Below are 18,700 nucleotides of genomic sequence, written 5' to 3'. Positions count from 1 at the left end.
AGCCGGAGACGTACGCATGCCGGCATCCGGCATCGTCGCGTAGCGACATGCCTTACAGCCCGCTCCAGTCCATTCGTCGTTATCAGAACATCTCGGTGTTCGGCGGCGGGATCGTCGTCACGATCCTGATCCTGATCGCCTGCGCGCTCGGGATGGGTTCGATCGTGTACGGCTACCTCGACGGCGAGCGGCACAATTTCCTGACGGGCATGGTGCAGACGCTCAACGAGATCAAGGTGAGCGAGACGTCGTTCCGCAACGGCGTGACCAATGCGCAGCTGATCTGGCGGGAAACGGAGCCGGCGCCCGATCGCGTGATCGATGCGTTCTACGCAGACGGTGAGCGTGCTGCGATCAAGCCTTATCCGTCGGTCGTGTTCGGCGTATCGACGCAGCCCGCAGATCGCACCGAGGTGGCCCGCTACCTGTCGCTGTCCGTGCTGCTGGCGCGCATCTGCGCGGCGAGCTCGATCAATCGCGGGCAGACGCTCGTCGGCTATCACTACAGCACGCGCACGAGCCTGCTCGGGCTCGTGCCGGATTCGGGGGCCGGCGGCGGCGCGCTTGCTACATCGGACGGCCGCGCGCGCGTGATGGACGCACTGCGGATCGATTTCGGCACTAGCCCGGCGCAGGTGGCCGATACCACCGGTCGCCCGCACGTGCACTGGCTGCCGCCGTTCATCGATCCGATTTCGGGCGCCGCGCGCATCCGGATCGCCGCACCGGCGCAGGTCGACGGCGAGCCGTTCGCGGTGCTCGTCACCGAATATGACCCTGAGTATCTGCTGTCGTGGCTGCCCGAGCATCGGGTCGACGGCGTGTTTTTCGTGACGACCGACGACAACCACCTCGTCGTGGCGAGCCCGGGCGTGGCCGCCGACGAAGCGCATGTCGGCCGCCTGCTGGCGCTCGACGTGTCGCGCGATCGCTCGAAGCCCGAGCAGGCCGCGTTCCGCGACGGCTTCGTGATCTTCCACGGCAAGCTCGATGCGACGGGCTGGACGCTCGCGTATGCGCTGCGGTGGACGGACGTCATCGCAAACGTCGCGTGGCGCGCGAGCCTGCTGCTCGTTGCGTCGCTGCTGACCATCGCGATCATGTGGATCCTGCTCGTACGCTTCCATCGCCGCGTGTTCGCGTCCGTCTATGCCCGGTCGCAGCGCGTGTTCGACAGCGAAGCGCTGTGCCGCAGCGTGATCGAGACGGCGCCGATCGGCCTCGGCCTGATTTCGCGCGCCGACGGACACTTCATGCTCGTCAGCCCTGCATTGGCCGAGATGCTCGCCCGGCTCGGCAGCGACTATCGCACGCTGTCCGCGCAGGCGGTGGCGCGCTACGACGCGTTCATCGCGGGCGGCGCGGGCGGCGGCACGCTGCAGACCGATGTCGTGCTGGCCGATGCGGATGCCGGCGCGGTGCCGTTGCATCTCGAGGTGAGCGCCTGTGGCGCGCGGTATCAGGAGATCGACGTGCTGATCGTCGCGGTCGCCGACGTCACGGCACGGCGGCAGCTCGTTCAGCAGCTCGAGGAAGCGGTGCGCGCGGCCGATTCGGCGAACGCGGCCAAGTCGTCGTTCCTGGCGGCGATCACGCACGAGATCCGCACGCCGCTCAACGTGATCCTCGGCAATCTCGAACTGCTCGACCGTTCCGCGCTGGATGCGTCACAGCACGGCCGCGTGCAAACGCTGCGCGAAGCCGCGTCGGGGCTGCTCGGCCTCGTCAGCGACATCCTCGATTTCTCGAAGATCGAAGCAGGCGCGATGACGGTCGAAGCGATCGAGTTCGACGTGGTCAGCGTGATCGAGCGCACGCTCGGTGCGTTCGCGCCGGTCGCGAAGGCGAAGGGGCTGTCGTTGTTCTGCGAATTCGACGCGAGCGACGCGCAGCGGATGCGCGGTGATCCGACCCGGCTCGGGCAGGTGCTCGGCAACCTGCTGAGCAACGCGATCAAGTTCACTGCCAGCGGGCATGTGCTCGTGAGCGTGTCGGTCGCGTCGGCCGGATGCGGCGATGCCGAGCTGTCGATCGCGGTCGAGGATACCGGCATCGGCATCGCGGGCGCCGATCGGCACAAGTTGTTCAAGGCGTTCTCGCAGGTCGACGCGTCGATCACGCGCCGCTACGGCGGCACCGGGCTCGGGCTCGCGCTGTGCGATCGCCTCGCGGTCGCGATGGGCGGACGGATCGACGTGACGAGCATGCCGGGCACCGGCAGCCGTTTCACGTTGACGGTGCCGCTCGGGATGGCTGTCGTGCCGCTCGATACGCGTTCCGCGCGCGACGCGCGCGCGCCGCTGGTTGTCGTCGCGCGTACGGAATGGCAGCGTTTCGCGCTGCCGCATTTGCATGCATGGGGCTTCGACGTCGACGCATACGAACGCCCCGCGCGGATCCCGGCCGACCGTCGTGCGCGGGCCGCCGCGATCGTCCTGTTCGGCGATTCGGATGCCTGGTCGCGCGCGGAGCTCGACAGCCTGGGCGGCGACTGTGCTGTCGTGCTCGCTACGCCGGACGGCCCGCCGCAAGCGTATCGGGCGGGCAGGACGATACGCGTGTCGAGCTATGCCCTTGGTGGCTTCAAGACTGCACTCGCGCAGGCGATGCCCGACACCCGCGACCTTGCCGCGCGACTGCCGGCGAGCACGCACGTGGAAGCCGTTCGCCCGTGCGCATGGCGTGTGGCACTTGCCGGCATCGATTCCGTCAGCAGCACGCTGTTGCGTGAGCAACTCCACGTGCTGGGTTGCGAGGTCCGGACGGTGAGGTCGGCCGAAGCGGCGCTCGACCTGCTGGCCACCGGTGCATGGCGGGTGCTGCTGGTGGATGCCGAGCTGCCGGACATGTCGGCCTGCGCGCTGGCGAGCGCCGTGCGCGATGTCGGAGCAGGCTGTGACGTGGTGGTCGTGACGTCGCATCTCGCGCCCGTCGACAGGCGTCGGTATGCGGACGCGGGAATCGGCTGCGTGCTGACCAGACCGGTAACGCTCGCGCATTTGCGTGGCGCGTTGGCCGGCATCGCTCGACGGCGTGGTGCGTCGGAGCATGGAGCGGGAATACAAGAACAGGACGTCGCGCGTTTCGCACACGGTGGCACGACATGAATGCGTGTCGATTGTCGTGGGCGGTGACGACGCGGTCCGAAGAATGGAAGGCGGCGCGACGCATCGGCAACGGCGGAGCGGATCAATCAGGTGAGAGGAGGGGAAGATCGTGCGCTACATGGTGAAAGTCTTCGTAATGTTGCTCGATTTCTCTACGCTTCCCGAGAAATCCAGAAAGGACTTTCTAGGCAGGATGAACGAATTCCTGATCATGTCGCCGATGCAGAAGCGGCGCGCGATCAGCGAATGGAAGCAGGCAGTCGAGGAGCGCGGCGAATCGGGCGAGGGTGTCCACCGACCATAACGACGATCCGGATACTGGCAAGCGGTCGATGCGCGGCAGGCTCGCTACTGCGCGAGCGACTGCGGTGGCAAGGGGGCGGGACGGGGCGAGGTGCGATGCGGTGTGCCGGCCCGGGAAGCCGCCGCGTGCGTTGGCGCGTGTCTCGCTCCCATGCGTGGCGCAGGCCCGGAAGTGCATGCCGATTGGCAACGCCCGTACGCGTTCGGCCGGCGCGGTCACGCCAGGCATGCGGCAGCGCGACGCGACATGCAGTCTGCTTCGGCCTGTCGGCCAATGCTCATGGTCTTGCCCGCGTTTTATCTTAAAATCGAGTCGCACTTGCATTCTCCGATGTGTCGAATGCGACGGGTCGAATCGACGGCCTGTCGGCTGGATGGAACGGAGCCGGAACGGTTGCCCGCATCCTGCGGCTGTCGGCGGATGCGCGATCAAAAGCTTCGGGGAGAAATGGGACGATGGATGAATTCTTTGTGCGTGTGATGGTGGCCGATGACCACCCGTCATCCGCGATCGGGATGTCGCAGGCGCTCGCCGATAGCAGCACGATCCGGTTCATCGGCTCCGTGTCCAATTCGACCGATCTCGTGGCAGCGCTCGACGAGAAACCGAGCGACGTGCTGGTGGTCGACTACGTGATGCCCGGCGGCAAGTTCGGCGACGGCCTCGTGCTGCTGTCGTTCCTGCAGCGCCGCTATCCGGCGCTGAAGCTCGTGACGATCACGATGATCGATAAACCCAGTGTGCTGCATGCGATCCGCAAGCAGGGTGTCGGCTGCATCCTGAGCAAGTCGGATGCGATCTCGCATCTCGTCGGCGCGGTGCACGCGGCGTACGTCGGCGCCAACTACCTGTCGCCGCATATCAAGCAGTTGCTGGAGTCGAGCGGCACGCCGGATTCGGCCCGCCCGCTGACGACACGCGAGATCGAGGTGGTGCGGCTGTTCAGCGCCGGCTATACGGTTGGCGAAATCGCCGCGCAACTGCATCGCAGCAAGCAGACCATCAGTTCGCAGAAAACGAGCGCGATGAAGAAGCTCGGAATCGTTCGCGACGCCGATCTGATCCGGTATGCGGACGAAGGCGAGCTGCCCGACACGCCGCCGGAAAGTCCGTAGCCCGCTGTCAGCGCGCACGCAACGCCAGTCGCGCGGCGGGGCAACTTGGCCACCAGCCGGTGCACGCGTCACCGGCAAACCCGCGGCGCGAGCCGTTTGACAGGGGAAAAGGCGGCGCTTCGGCATCGAGCGCTGCCGATAACGATCCATGCCAGCAAAACTGAGAAGATTCGCGTCGCACGCGGCCAGGCCCGTGAGCGGCCACAAGGCGTTCGATCCGTATCGGATCCGGCGTCAGCAGGAGCTTTTGCTGTACGGCGGCGGCACGGCGGTCACGCTGTTCATGCTCGTCTGCGCGGCGCTCTTCCTGCGGCTCGACGTGCAGGACTACTACTCGCGGGCGCGTTCGACGTTTCTGCAGCGCGAAGCCGTGTTTTATGCGACACAGCAGAGTGCGGACCGGATGTTGTTGAACCTCGGGAACCGGGTGGAACAGGCCTGGAATCGGGACTTGCGACCGTCGCCGGAAGCGATGCGGGCATTGTCGGCGCAGCAGGGCTGGCTGCCCCTGCGGACCGACGGCGGCGGGGAGCCGATCCTTTTGGTGGCCGGGATCGGGGCGGACCATCCCGCCGAATCGTATGCACGGTATCTCGGGACCGCGCTCGGGTTAATGCGCGCGAATACGCGATATCGGCCACAGCCGGCCGATGCCGAGCCCTTCGGCGGCTATGTGATCGGGCTCGACGCCCCGTTCCTCGCCGTGCAGGGCGAAGGGCTCGTCGCGCGCGCACGTGCGCTTCCGCCCGATACCGACGTGAAGGCGCTGATTGCCGCGCTGATGCCCACCGGTGCGGCGAAGCAGAAGCCCGACATGGAGGACGTCACGTTCATGCTCGATCGCCGCTTCGATCCGATCGTCGGGCGCACGGTCGTGCGGTTCGCCCGGCGGCTGGACGACGCGGCCGGGCGGCCGTTCGGCTGGATCGTGTTCAACGGCACGTTCAACCTCGGCAACGTCATGTCGCCGGACTCGGACGACGAGGATGTCGCCGTGGTCGATGCGCGCCGGAATATCGTGTTCGGGAACCTGCGCGATCCGGCGATGATCGGGCATGCGCTGGCCGGCGCACGCGATCCGTTCGGCGAGCACGTGATCGTACGCCGGGTCGACACGCGGTTCGTCGTCAGCGACCGCCTGCCCAATTCGAGCCTCGTCATGGTGACGAGCTTCTCGTGGCGCAGTGTGGTGAAAGCGATCCGGATCCGCGCGAGCGTGACGCTCGGCATCGCGCTGTTCGGCATTGCGCTGATCTGGGCCACGATCGTGCTGTTCGATCGTCGCGCGCTGCGCCCGGCAAACCGGCGCGCGATCCGCCTGATCGAAAGCGAGGCGTTCAACCGGACGCTGATCCGCACCGCGCCGGCCGGACTGCTGCTGCTGTCGGCCGCCGATGGCGAAACGATGGTGCGCAACGACGCCGCGCTCGCGTACGACGATGGCGTATCGGGGCTCCCGCTCGGCAAACGTATCTGGCAGGCCTGTCGCGAGCGACAACGGGCCGGCGCGGACGAGCGGCGTTTCGTCATGCAGCAGGAACTGGCGGTCGAGCGCACCGGTCACGACACGACGTATCTCGCGGCGTACATCGTCCGCACCAGATTCCGCGGCGTCGACGTGCTGCTCTGCACGCTGACCGACGTCACGGCCCGCAAGCTGACCGAGGACAAGCTGCGCGAAGCTCGCGTAGCCGCGGACGACGCCAACAAGGCGAAATCGACGTTCCTCGCGACGATGAGTCACGAGATCCGCACGCCGCTCAATGCGATCGTCGGCAACCTGGAACTGATGGAGCGGGCCGAATTGCCGGCGGTCGAGCGGCGCCGCCTGAAGACGATCGTCTCGTCGTCGGATGCGTTGCTGCGCGTGATCAACGACGTGCTCGACTTGTCGAAGGCGGAATCCAACCAGATGGCGCTGGAGCACATTCCGTTCGATCTGAAGCGTGTGCTGCGGGAGGTCGCGGCGATCTTCCGGCCGCTCGCGGAAGCGAAGGGACTCACGCTCGAATGCCATATCGCGACGGAACTGGCTGACGGATACATGGGGGATCCGACGCGGCTGCGTCAGCTCGTGTCGAATCTCGTCGGCAATGCGATCAAGTTCACGGAGGAGGGCGTTGTTGCGATCGACGCGCGGCTGGCGCGCGACGACTCAGGCACCGGTCGCATCGAGATCGCCGTGCGCGACTCGGGCGTCGGCATTCCCGACGAAGCGCTGCCGACGCTGTTCGACGTCTACATGCAAGCCGATCCGTCGATCTATCGGCGATTCGGTGGCACCGGGCTCGGCTTGCCGCTGTGCCGCCGCATCGCGCGGCTGATGCAGGGCGAATTGACGGTCGAGAGCAGGGTCGGCGAAGGCTCGACGTTCGTGGTGCGGCTGTCGCTGCCCGACGCGTCAGCCGGCTGGCCGGATGAGCGCCGGGAAGCGGACGCGGCCGGCGACGCGGAGCGTGCGCTGGCACGGCGCGACGAGATGCCGGCGCTGCGCGTGCTGGTGGCCGAGGATCATCCGGCGAGCCGCGCGCTGCTGAGGGATCAGCTCGACGCGCTCGGATACGATGCGACGATCGTCGAGAACGGTGTCGAGGCGATGCGTGCGTTCTTCGAGAATCCGTTCGACGTCGTCCTGACGGATCTGAACATGCCGCAGCTCGACGGCTTCGCGCTGACGAATTTCCTGCGCGAGCAGGGGGCGAAGGTGCCGGTGATTGCGATGACCGCGCATGCGACCGACGAGGATCGTCGCCGCTGTGCGCAGGTGGGGGCGGTGGAAGTCGTGCTCAAGCCGTTGTCGATCGACGTGCTCGACGCGGTGTTGCGGCGGAATGGCAGCGCTGCTGTCGCACGAGACGAGGCGGGGACCGAGTCGGGCGGGCGCCCGGGGGCGTTGGCGGTGTCGGTCATGACTGACGAGATCCGGCGAACATTGCACGCGACGACGCTCAAATCGATGTCGGTGCTTGCCGTGGCGCGATCGAACGGCGACACCGATTCGATGAGGCTCGAACTGCATTCGATGCACGGCGGGTTTGCGCTGGCCGGAGACGCGGAAATGCGCGATGCCTGTGCGAAGGCGGAGGCTGCGGTCGTCGAGGGCGGCGCGGTGGCGCTGAACGGTCTCTGGCCGGCGTTCCAGGGCGCGGTCGATCGTGCGCTGGCACGGCTTCAGGATTGATGTGTTGAGCGGGTCACACGTGCGCCCGCGCGGGCCTGAGAATGGTCGCCGCCCCTGATCGGGAGCGGCGACGCCTGCATGAAAGGCGTGCCACCGGTAACGCGCCATAGGCGGCGCGCCGGTGTTTGCCACGCTTCTCCCGACGCACGGGGCGCTTGCACGGAGGTGAGCCGCCGCGGAGCGACGTTACTGGCAGCTCATCGTGGACGTCGCAGAGTCGTCGGGCCAGCGCGATGGCCGGATTCCCGGCCGCAATCAGGATCGATCAAGCAAACGCGTATCGACCGGGGGCGCATCAGTACATGCGGCGTCGCCGCCCGGTCGATCAGCGAGGGACCGCTAACGAGCAACGGCCGCTTCCACGATCGTCATCGCTTAGCGATTGGCCGACGCGATGGGATAGCCGACGAGCGGCACCGACGCATCGCGCAGGTAGGCGGTGTCGCCGACCAGTTCGCCTTCGTTGACGCCCGCCAGCGCACCGTAACGCTGGCCCGCATTCCCCGTGAATGCGACGCGGCTCGTGGTCGACGATTGGCCGACATAGTCGTAGTTCGCGCCGACGAGCCCGCCGAGCGTCGCGAGCAAGCCGCCGGAAACCGTACCGCTCGACGACGAGCGCTTGACGGTGCCGTGATTCTTGCCGACGAGACCGCCCACGTAGCTGAAATCGCCGCCATGGACGTAGCCCGTAGAGGCGGATGCATATACGGCCCCGGTCGACTGACCGGCGAGCCCGCCGACCCGGCTGCCGGCACCCGCGACGACGCTGCCCGTCGCACGCGATTGCGCGATCTCCCCGATGTTCTGGCCGATCAGCCCGCCGGCGACCGATTGGTCGTCTGCCCGTACGTCGCCCGTCGCGGAAGATTCGGCAACGGTTTCCGTATTGCGGCCGACGAGCCCGCCGATTTCGGCGTAGCGCGCGGCCGATACGTTGCCGGATGCATGCGACTGCCGGATGCGCCCGAGGTTGTCGCCCACCAGCCCGCCGACGCGGCTCACGTTGCCGCCCGTCACGTCGCCGTAGGCGCGGGATGCGTCGATGGCGCCACGGTTGGTTCCCGCGAGACCGCCCGCCGTACTGTCGCGCCCGACGCGCACGTTGCCGGACGCGCGCGATGAATCGATCTTGCCGAAGTTGCTGCCGACGAGGCCGCCCGCGGCGCTTTCGTCGCCGGTGACGACGGCGCCTTCGGCCGATGCCGTGACGATGTCGCCGTCGTTTGCACCGACGAGGCCGCCGGCCGATGAACCCCGGCCGGCGCTCACGTTGCCGTGAGCGGTGGACGCGTGAATGCGGGTCGAGTTGGCGCCGACCAGGCCGCCGGCCTGGCTGTTGCTGCCGGCGTGCACGTTGCCCGTGGCGACGGCCGCTTCGATCGTGCCGCCGTTGTAGCCGGCGAAGCCGCCGACGGCGCTGGCGTCGCCGGCTGTCACGTTGCCGTTTGCCCGCGACGCGTCGACCGTGCCAAGGTTCGAGCCGACGAGCCCACCGGCCTGGCTGAAGTGGCCGGCCACGACGTCACCGTCGGCGGTCGATGCTTCGAGCTTGCCGAAGTTGAAGCCGGCGATGCCGCCCGCGATGCCGCCGTCGCCCACCTTGACCGCGCCGGTTGCGCGCGATGCGTGGATGGCACCGGTGTTGATGCCGACCAGGCCACCCGCGATCGCGTTGTTGTGTGCCGTCACGGTGGAACTCGACGAGGAGGCCGCGATGTCACCGCTGCCGTCGTTGATCCCGACGAGGCCGCCTGCCACACTCGCGTCGCCCGATGCGACGACGCTGCCCGCGCTGGACGATGCGTCGATCCGGCCCGCGTTGATCCCGACGAGCCCGCCCGCCGCGCCGTCGCCGGCCACGGAAACGTGCACGTCCGTCCGGCTGCCGCGGATGGCTGCGGTCTTGCCTGCCCGATCGACGTTTTCGCCGGCGAGACCGCCGATCGCGAGCGTCTCGCTGTCACCGTCGACCTGCCCCGAGACGCTGGCGCGATCGATGCTGCCGCCCCGGTTCGAGCCGACCAGCCCACCCACCGTCGATCGGCCGCGGGAATGGACGGAGACGTCCTGCGCGACGATGTCCGAAATGGTGCCGCTGTTGTAGCCGGCCAGCGTGCCGACGGACCCGGGCGCGCCGGATGCCGTCGTCGTGATGTTGCGCAGCGCGAGATTGGCGATCCGCCCGGCGTTGGCCGCAAACAGGCCGACGTTCGACGCGGTGTTGTAGAGCGACAGTTTGCCGATCGAATTGCCGAACCCGTCGAACACGCCGGCGAATTCGGCATTGCCGCCGATGCTGCGGAAACGGGCGCCGTTGCCGTCGATCGCGTTGCCGAGCACGTAGCGGCCGTTCAGGTTCGCGTCGATGTCGCGCAGATCGTCGAGTGTGTGCAGCACGGTGTAGTCCTCGCCGTTCGACCGGTAGGACGCGTTCTTGCCGGACAGCGTCACGACGGCCTTGTCGCCCGCGAGCACGTGGCCGTTCTTCGCATTCAGCTCGAGATGCGCGTTCTCGCCGGTGAGTCTGACGGCGTCGTCGATGCGGACCTGGTTCGTGGCGTTGACGCGCAGTTGCGCCGCGTTCCCCGATGCCGACACGGCGTGGCGCAGGTTCACGTTGCCCGTGGCCGACGTCAGCGTGAGCGTGTTGTCGCTCGTCCACGCGACGGGGCCGCCGACCGTCAGATCCTGTTTCGTATTCGTCAGTGCGACGTTCGTCGTGCCGAGATTGCGCGACAGCGTGTCTGCGGCGATCGACGGATTCGATGCGCTTGTATTACCGCTTCCGCCATTCCCGTTCCCGCCGCCGTTGCCGACGCCTTCGTTGCCGGTGATGTTCGAATTGTTGTTGAAGCCGCGCGTTTTCGGCGTCGTGTCGATGCCGGTGACACCCGCATTGGCGGCCTCGATCGTCCACGTGCTGGCGCCGTTGCCCGTGCGTGTGTCGACAAGTGTATTGCTGGCGACATCCACGCGTTCGCCGCGGGTCGTGACCGAACCGGCCGGCGCGCCGGCCTCGGCGGCGCTTGCATCGAGCACGCCGCCGACTTTCACGGTGCCGCCGTCGAGCGTGATCTTGCCGCCGCGCGTGGCGAGGCCGCGCGCCTCGATCGTGCCGGTGTTGTTGACCACGGCGTCGAGCAGGTTGCCGGCCGCACGCGCGGTCATCAGCACTTCGCCGCCGTCGGCCTTCAGCAGGCCGCCGTTGGATGCCTGCGCATCGACCGCGCCGCCGTCGACCTGCAGGTTCAGCAGGCCGTTGCCGTCGAAGTTCACGGTGAATGCGTTGCCCGCGCCGAGTGCGACGCGGCCGAGCTTTGCCTGGATCGTGCCGTTGTTGGCCACGCGCGCGCCGAGCAGCGCGACGCTGCCGCCGTCGGCGGCGGTGATGGTGCCGTTGTTGGTGACGGATTGCGTCGACGTGCCGGAGAAACGGTAGTTGCCGGCAAGGAAATCGGCATCCGACAGGTTCTGGGTGGACGCGACGAGCCCGCCGACGTTGACTTGTGCACCGGCGCCGAACAGTACGCCGTTCGGGTTGACGAGGAATACGCGGCCGTTGGCGCTGACCTGGCCGTCGATACGGCTGCCGGTCGCGCCGATCACGCGGTTGAGCGCGAGCGACTGGCTGTTCGGCTGATTGAACGACAGGCGCTCGCCACCGGCGACCGAGAAGTCCTGCCAGTTGGTGATGAGCTTGTCGGTATGCTGGTTGATGTTCATCGTGCGGCCGTCGTCGGAGCGCACGATGTCGGCCTTGCCGGAGGTGATGGCTTCGCCGGACGGCAGTGCGAAGGCGGGCAGGGCGGCAAAGCCGAGCAGCGAGACGGCGGCGACGGCGGCACGCTTGCCGCTGGCGGACTTGCCGCGGCGGCGTGCGGTTTCCCCGACCGCGGTCCAGCATCGCTGCGAGCCGTTCCATACCAATGCGTAGGTCTTGTTCATCGTTGTCGTTTCCTCATGGTTGATTCGATGTGCATGAAAAATGATTTGCATGCCTGATCGACGTGTTACGCGGGATTGAAAGACGGGTTTCGGGCTACCGGGCTTCGCCGAGGTGGATCGCGCCTGGCTTGAGCACGTCCCGGATGCCTGGGCGAGCGGGTAGCCCGGCGCGCCGCGGAGCGACAGCCTTCTCCGCCACGCGCCGGTGCTGCGGTTACTTCACGGCGAGCATGGCGGTTGCGTCGTCGATCTGGCCGATGTTCGTGCCGACCGTCGGGTAATTGACCGCCGGGCCGGCCGTCGAACTCGACTGGATGAGGCCCTGGTTCAGCCAGACAAGGCCGCCGGAGAAGAGTGGGTTGCCGTTGAGCGTGGCGCGTGAGATCGACGCACGGATCGTGCCCCGGTTGATGGCGACGAGACCGCCCATGCGCGAGAGGACGCCGCCTATCGTGGCCGACGACGACGCTTGCTCGATTAGGCCGCCCTGCTCGTTGACGCCGACGAGCCCGCCAATGGTCGAACGAGGCGCCGTGACCGTGTTGTCGGTCGACGCATGCCGGATGACGCCTCGAGCGCCGTTCGTACCGACGAGTCCACCCGCGATCGCTTCCGTGGCGGCTGTGACGTTGCCGCTTGCCGTCGCCGATTCGATCGTGCCGTTGTTGAACCCGACGAGGCCGCCGAGATGGCTGCCCTTGCTGGCCAGGACCGTGGCGCTCGACGAAACGTCACGAAGCGTGCCGAAGTCGTGCTGGCCAACGAGGCCGCCGACACTCATGTATTCGCCGCCGGCGACACGACCGCTGCTGGACGAATTCGCGATGGTTCCGCCATTCCGGCCGACCAGTCCGCCGATGCTTTGGGCATTCGGCGTGATGTGGCTGGCATGCGTCAGCGAAACGTCCGCGTTGGCGCGGCTGTTGGTAATCACCGCGCGTTCGCCGCTGTTTTCGCCGACGAGGCCACCGACAGAGATGCTGTCCGGGCGTCCGGAAACCCGTCCGGCGAAGCGGACGTTGTCGATTGTGCCGTTGAGGTTGCGGCCGACCAGCCCGCCCACGATCCCGTATTCCCCGCCGGTGCCGGTGACGGTGATGTTCGTCGCATCGACATTCGAGATCCGGCCGCCCGCGTTGATGCCGACGAGGCTGCCAAGCGCCGGCGTGTAGCTTGCCCCCGTCGTGCTCGCCACGAGCGAAGCGAGCCTGAGGTTGCTGATCTGCCCTGCGTTCATCGCGAACAGGCCGACCGCGTTGTAGCCGGGATTGGTGATGCTCAGGCGGCTGAGCGTGTTGCCAAGACCGTCGAACACGCCGGTGAAGAATCGGTTGCCGCCGATGCTGCGGAAGCCCGCGTTCATGCCGTCGATCGCGTTGCCGACCACGTAGCGGCCGTTCAGATTCGAATCGACGTTGCGCAGGTCGGCGAGCGTGTGCAGCACGGTGTAGTCTTCGCCGTTCGAACGATAGGACGCGTTGGCGCCCGACAGCGTGACGACGGCCTTGTCGTTGGCCAACGTATGGCCGTTCGTCGAATTCAGCTCGAGATGCGCGTTGCGGCCCGTGAGCTTCACGGTGTCGCTTACGTTGATCCGGTTTGCAGCGTTGACGAGCAGGCGCGCGTCGTTGCCTGTGGCCGACAGCGTCTTGTTCAGGTTCACGCTGCCGTTGTTCGACGTCAGCGTGAGCGTGTTGTCACTCGTCCACGCGACGGGGCCGCCGACCGTCAGATCCTGTTTCGTATTCGTCAGTGCGATGTTCGTCGTACCGAGATTGCGCGACAGCGTGTCCGCGCCGATCGAGCCGCCATCGCCGCCGACACCGGCGTTGGCCGCTTCGATCGCCCACGTGCCGGCGCCGTTGCCCGCGCGGGTATCCACGGTCGCATTGCCCGCGACGTTCACGCGCTCGCCGCGCGTGATAACCGAACCGGCCGGTGCATCGGCGGTGCCCGCACTCGCGTCGAGCTTGCCGCCAACCTGCACGGTGCCGCCGTCGAGCGTGATCTTGCCGCTGCGCGTGTTGAGGCCGCGTGCCTCGATCGTGCCGGTGTTGTTGACCACGGCGTCGAGCAGGCTGCCTGCCGCACGCGCGGTCATCAGCACTTCGCCGCCGTCGGCTTTCAGCAGGCCGCCGTTGGATGCCTGCGCATCGACTGCACCGCCGTCGACCTGCAGGTTCAGCAGGCCGTTGCCGTCGAAGTTCACGGTGAACGCGTTGCCCGCACCGAGCGCGACGCGGCCGAGCTTCGCCTGGATCGTGCCGTTGTTGGCCACGCGCGCGCCGAGCAGCGCGACGCTGCCGCCTTCGGCGGCGGTGATGGCGCCGTTATTGGTGACGGATTGCGTCGACGTGCCGGAGAACCGGTAGTTGCCGGCGAGGAAATCCGCATCCGACAGGTTCTGGGTGGAGGCGACGAGCCCGCCGACGTTGACCTGCGCGCCTGCGCCGAACATCACGCCGTTGGGGTTGACGAGGAATACGCGGCCGTTGGCGCTGACCTGGCCGTCGATGCGGCTGCCGGTCGCGCCGATCACGCGGTTGAGCGCGAGCGACTGGCTGTTCGGCTGATTGAACGACAGGCGCTCGCCGCCGGCGACCGAGAAGTCCTGCCAGTTCGTGATGAGCTTGTCGGTATGCTGGTTGATGTTCATCGTGCGGCCGTCGTCGGAGCGCACGATGTCGGCCTTGCCGGAGGTGATGGCCTCGCCGGACGGCAGTGCGAAGGCGGGCAGGGCGGCAAAGCCGAGCAGCGAGGCGGCGGCGACGGCCGCGCGCTTGCCGCCGACGGACTTGCCGCGGCGGCGTGCGGTTTCCCCGACCGCGGTCCAGCATCGCTGCGAGCCGTTCCATACCAATGCGTAGGTCTTGTTCATCGTAGCTGTTTCCTCGTGGTTGATTCGAAGTACGTGAAAAAAATGAGATGCGTGCGTGATCGATGCATGAATTCGATGCGGAACCCGTTGTTCCGCATGGCGGCGTACAGCTCGTCTGTCCGCCGGGCCGTCCGGCTTCACTTGCGTACTGCGCCGTGTCTTGTCGAGCATTCCTTCGTGCATCGATCGTTCATCGACGGGATCGGTCGATACGTTTTCGAGTCGCGCGCAGGCCAATATTTCGAGCGTGTCGTCGTTGGGTCGCTCATCCATGGGGCTGTCACAGCGCGTGATTGGCGAAGACGGTAACCACGCCAAACATCCCCACGGACGCTTCTCTTCGTTATGCTTACCGGATCTTCGGCACGGAATTCGTTGAGCAATGTTCGTTGCCGAAGAGCAGCAAGCACAGGGACGCGCAGACTTCAACGCGTCGGCTAAGTGGCATGACCGATGCATGGTCCAGAGGCCGGCTGACCGTGATATACGACGCCGGCCTCCGTTCAGCTTGCCGTTTAGTCCTTCAGCATGCCGAGGTTGTTGCCGACCAGCGCGATACTGTTGTTGCTTGCGAGATTGCCGCTCAACGTCCCGAAGTTGACACCGGCAAGCGCGCCGTACGTCTGCTCATAGCCGCTCGTGAACGCGATGCGGCTATCCGTCGATGAGCGCTCGATATGGCCGAGGTTGACACCGGCCAATCCACCGAGGTTCGAATAACGGCCGCCGGAGACCGCGCCGCTCGATGAAGATCCGGTGATCGTTCCGGCGTTGAGACCGGCGAGCCCGCCGACCTGGCTCTGTGCACCGGCACGAACCGAACCGGTGGCGCGGGACGTGTCGACGGTGCCGCCGAGACGGCCGATCAGGCCGCCTGCCGCACTGCCGTCGCCGGCTTCCACCTCTCCCGACGCAAGCGATTCCGCCACGCGGCCGGTGTCGCTGCGACCGATCAGGCCACCGGCATCGGATTGCGCACCGGTTTTCACGTTACCTGCCGCGTTCGATGCCAGTACGGTTCCGGTGTTGCGGCCGACCAGCCCGCCCACGTGGCCTCGCACGCCGGCCGTGATGTTGCCGGATGCGTTCGAACGATCGACGCTCCCCTCGTTGGCGCCCACGAGGCCACCTGCAGCGCTGTCGGTGCCGGCCAGCACGTGACCCGTGGCCGTCGCTTGCGCGATCGCGCCTTCGTTCAAGCCGACCAGACCGCCTGCTTGGCTCGATGCGCCGGTCTTCACATTGCTGTTCGCGTGCGAATCCGTGATGCGGCCGCGGTTCTGGCCGACGAGGCCACCGGCAGATCCGGCATTACCCGCCACGACGTCGCCGTCGGTGCGCGACGAGTCGATGTCGCCGTCGTTGAGGCCGACGAGGCCGCCCGCGTTGCTGTTGTGACCGGCGGTGACGATGATGGACGACGACGAACCGGTGATGACGCCGCCTTTCTGGTTGACGCCGACCAGCCCGCCGAGGTTGCTTCGCACGCCGGCCGTGATGTTGCCGGATGCGTTCGAACGATCGACGCTCCCCTTGTTGGCGCCCACGAGGCCACCTGCAGCGCCGTCGGTGCCTGCCAGCACGTGACCCGTGGCCGTCGCTTGCGCGATGGCGCCTTCGTTCAAGCCGACCAGACCGCCTGCTTGGCTCGATGCGCCGGTCTTCACATTGCTGTTCGCGTGCGAATCCGCGATGCGGCCGCGGTTCTGGCCGACGAGTCCACCGGCAGATCCGGCATTGCCCGCGACGACGTCGCCGTCGGTGCGTGACGAGTCGATGTCGCCGTCGTTGAGGCCGACGAGGCCGCCCGCGTTGGTGTTGTGACCGGCGGTGACGATGACGGACGACGACGAACCGGTGACGGCGCCGCCTTTCTGGTTCACGCCGACCAGCCCGCCGGCATTGCCGAAATTGCCGTTGGCGACGATGCTGCCGGCGCTCGACGATTGCTCGATCACACCGTTGTTGATGCCGACGAGGCCGCCCGTCGCGGCGGCGCGTGCGGCGACGACGCGGACGTCAGCGCGGCTGTTGCTGATTCTGGCCGCCTGCGACTGCGACCACATCACCGTGACGTTTTCACCGACCAGGCCGCCAATCGCCGCGGCGTCGCGATCCGCGTTGATGCGTCCGGTTACGCTCGCACGATCGATCGTGCCGCTGTAGTTCGAGCCGACCAGACCGCCGACGTAGGCAACGCCGTTGGCCGCGACGGTGACGTTCTGCGCGGTCACGTTCGAGATCTCGCCGAAGTTCCAGCCGGCCAGCGTGCCGATGGAGACCGGCATCCCGTAGCGCGGCGTCAGCGCCGTCGTCGTGATGTTCTGCAACGCCAGGTTGGCGATGCGCCCGGTGTTGACCGCGAACAGGCCGACCGTGCCAGCGTAGGGATTGGTGATGTTGAGGCGGCTGATCGCGTTGCCGAGGCCGTCGAACTTGCCCGTGAACGACGCGTCGCCGCCGATGCTGCGGAAACCGGCGTTGTTGCCGTCGATCGCGTTGCCGACCACGTAGCGGCCGTCCAGGTTCGCGTCGACGTTGCGCAGGTCGGCGAGCGTGTGCAGCACGGTGTAGTCTTCGCCGTTCGAACGATAGGACGCGTTGACGCCCGACAGCGTGACGACGGCCTTGTCGTTGGCCAACGCATGGCCGTTCGTCGAATTCAGCTCGAGATGCGCGTTGCGGCCCGTGAGCTTCACGGCGTCGCTTACGTTGATCCGGTTTGCAGCGTTGACGAGCAGGTGCGCGCCGCTGCCCGAGGCCGACAGCGTCTTGTTCAGGTTCACGCTGCCGTTGTTCGACGTGAGCGTCAGTGCGTTGTCGCTGGTCCACGCGACCGGGCCGTCGACCGTCAGGTCGTGGTGGGTGTTGGTCAGCGCGACGTTGGTCGTACCGAGATTGCGCGACAGCGTGTCCGCGCCGATCGAGCCGCCATCGCCGCCGACACCGGCGTTGGCCGCTTCGATCGCCCACGTACCGGCGCCGTTGCCCGCGCGGGTATCCACGGTCGCATTGCTCGCGACGTTCACGCGCTCGCCGCGCGTAACAACCGAACCGGCCGGTGCATCGGCGGTGCCCGCACTCGCGTCGAGCTTGCCGCCAACCTGCACGGTGCCGCCGTCGAGCGTGATCTTGCCGCCGCGCGTGGCGAGGCCGCGTGCCTCGATCGTGCCGGTGTTGTTGACCACGGCGTCGAGCAGGCTGCCTGCCGCACGCGCGGTCATCAGCACTTCGCCGCCGTCGGCCTTCAGCAGGCCGCCGTTGGATGCCTGCGCATCGACCGCGCCGCCGTCGACCTGCAGGTTCAGCAGGCCGTTGCCGTCGAAGTTCACGGTGAACGCATTGCCCGCGCCGAGTGCGACGCGACCGAGCTTCGCCTGGATCGTGCCGTTGTTGGCCACGCGCGCGCCGAGCAGCGCGACGCTGCCGCCTTCGGCGGCGGTGATGGTGCCGTTGTTGGTGACGGCTTGCGTCGACGTGCCGGAGAAACGGTAGTTGCCGGCGAGGAAGTCCGCATCCGAGAGGTTCTGGGTGGAGGCGACGAGGCCGCCGACGTTGACCTGCGCGCCGGCGCCGAACATCACGCCGTTGGGGTTGACGAGGAACACGCGGCCGTTGGCGCTGATCTGCCCGTCGATGCGGCTACCGGTCGCGCCGATCACGCGGTTGAGCGCGAGCGACTGGCTGTTCGGCTGGTAGAACGACAGGCGCTCGCCACCGGCGACCGAGAAATCCTGCCAGTTGGTGATGAGCTTGTCGGTATGCTGGTTGATGTTCATCGTGCGGCCGTCGTCGGAGCGCACGATGTCGGCCTTGCCGGAGGTGATGGCTTCGCCGGTGGGCAGCGCAAAGGTGGGCAGGGCGGCAAAGCCGAGCAGCGAGGCGGCGGCGACGGCGGCACGCTTGCCGCTGGCGGACTTGCCGCGGCGGCGTGCGGTTTCCCCGACCGCGGTCCAGCATCGCTGCGAGCTGTTCCATACCAATGCGTAGGTCTTGTTCATCGTTGTTGTTTCCTCGTGGTTGAGCTGACTCACCGGCATGAAATCGGTACGCATGCCTGATGAATCGACGCAGGAGAGTGGAGAGATCCGCTCTTCCCGACACGGACGGCCTCTCGATCGCCGTCCGTCGTTGCTGTCCGACCTGGTTCCCGCACCAGGTCGGACA

7 protein-coding genes are annotated in these 18,700 nt (G+C 67.2%); 4 read left to right on the top strand and 3 right to left on the bottom strand.

Going from position 1 to position 18,700, the window contains the following annotated elements; genetic code table 11:
- Positions 1-47 precede the first annotated feature (47 nt).
- The 4 genes from LGN19_RS33420 to LGN19_RS33405 all read left to right on the top strand — a co-directional run bounded on the left by LGN19_RS33420 (position 48) and on the right by LGN19_RS33405 (position 7,707).
- Positions 48-3,107: an ATP-binding protein gene (locus LGN19_RS33420; protein WP_226219515.1), complete on the top strand. Its 3,060-nt coding sequence runs from the start codon at positions 48-50 to the stop codon at positions 3,105-3,107.
- A 109-nt stretch (positions 3,108-3,216) separates the two neighbouring features.
- Positions 3,217-3,411 (top strand): hypothetical protein, encoded by a 195-nt coding sequence (locus LGN19_RS33415; protein ID WP_122948613.1) that lies wholly within the window; start codon positions 3,217-3,219, stop codon positions 3,409-3,411.
- Between the two features lie 455 nt (positions 3,412-3,866).
- The gene (locus LGN19_RS33410) at positions 3,867-4,526 is read left to right on the top strand and encodes a response regulator (protein ID WP_122948614.1); all 660 of its coding nucleotides are present in this window, start codon (positions 3,867-3,869) and stop codon (positions 4,524-4,526) included.
- Between the two features lie 148 nt (positions 4,527-4,674).
- Positions 4,675-7,707, top strand: a complete 3,033-nt coding sequence (locus tag LGN19_RS33405; RefSeq protein ID WP_226219513.1) for an ATP-binding protein — start codon at positions 4,675-4,677, stop codon at positions 7,705-7,707.
- A gap of 375 nt (positions 7,708-8,082) precedes the next feature.
- On the opposite strand, the gene LGN19_RS33400 is transcribed toward LGN19_RS33405, so the two are convergent.
- From LGN19_RS33400 to LGN19_RS33390, 3 genes are all read right to left on the bottom strand, one after another.
- Positions 8,083-11,655, bottom strand: a complete 3,573-nt coding sequence (locus LGN19_RS33400; RefSeq protein ID WP_226219511.1) for a GLUG motif-containing protein — start codon at positions 11,653-11,655, stop codon at positions 8,083-8,085.
- A 214-nt stretch (positions 11,656-11,869) separates the two neighbouring features.
- Positions 11,870-14,992 carry a GLUG motif-containing protein gene (locus LGN19_RS33395; protein ID WP_319000675.1) on the bottom strand — a complete coding sequence of 1,041 codons (3,123 nt, stop codon included), beginning with the start codon at positions 14,990-14,992 and terminating at the stop codon, positions 11,870-11,872.
- Between the two features lie 56 nt (positions 14,993-15,048).
- On the bottom strand, positions 15,049-18,534 hold the full coding sequence (locus LGN19_RS33390; protein ID WP_226219509.1) for a GLUG motif-containing protein: 3,486 nt from the start codon (positions 18,532-18,534) through the stop codon (positions 15,049-15,051).
- Between the last annotated feature and the right edge of the window lie 166 nt (positions 18,535-18,700).

The sequence above is a fragment of the Burkholderia sp. AU30198 genome (genome assembly GCF_020419825.1).
Lineage (GTDB): Bacteria > Pseudomonadota > Gammaproteobacteria > Burkholderiales > Burkholderiaceae > Burkholderia.
Note: the sequence above shows the minus strand (reverse complement) of the source record. Positions and strands in the feature narration are given on the sequence as shown.

Bases quoted from the DNA above. Each gene is read 5' to 3' on its own strand.
- LGN19_RS33410 (WP_122948614.1), top strand. From the start codon at position 3,867: ATGGATGAATTCTTTGTGCGTGTGATGGTGGCCGATGACCACCCGTCA.
- LGN19_RS33420 (WP_226219515.1), top strand. From the start codon at position 48: ATGCCTTACAGCCCGCTCCAGTCCATTCGTCGTTATCAGAACATCTCG.
- LGN19_RS33400 (WP_226219511.1), bottom strand. From the start codon at position 11,655: ATGAACAAGACCTACGCATTGGTATGGAACGGCTCGCAGCGATGCTGG.
- LGN19_RS33405 (WP_226219513.1), top strand. From the start codon at position 4,675: ATGCCAGCAAAACTGAGAAGATTCGCGTCGCACGCGGCCAGGCCCGTG.
- LGN19_RS33395 (WP_319000675.1), bottom strand. From the start codon at position 14,992: ATGCATCGGTCATGCCACTTAGCCGACGCGTTGAAGTCTGCGCGTCCC.
- LGN19_RS33390 (WP_226219509.1), bottom strand. From the start codon at position 18,534: ATGAACAAGACCTACGCATTGGTATGGAACAGCTCGCAGCGATGCTGG.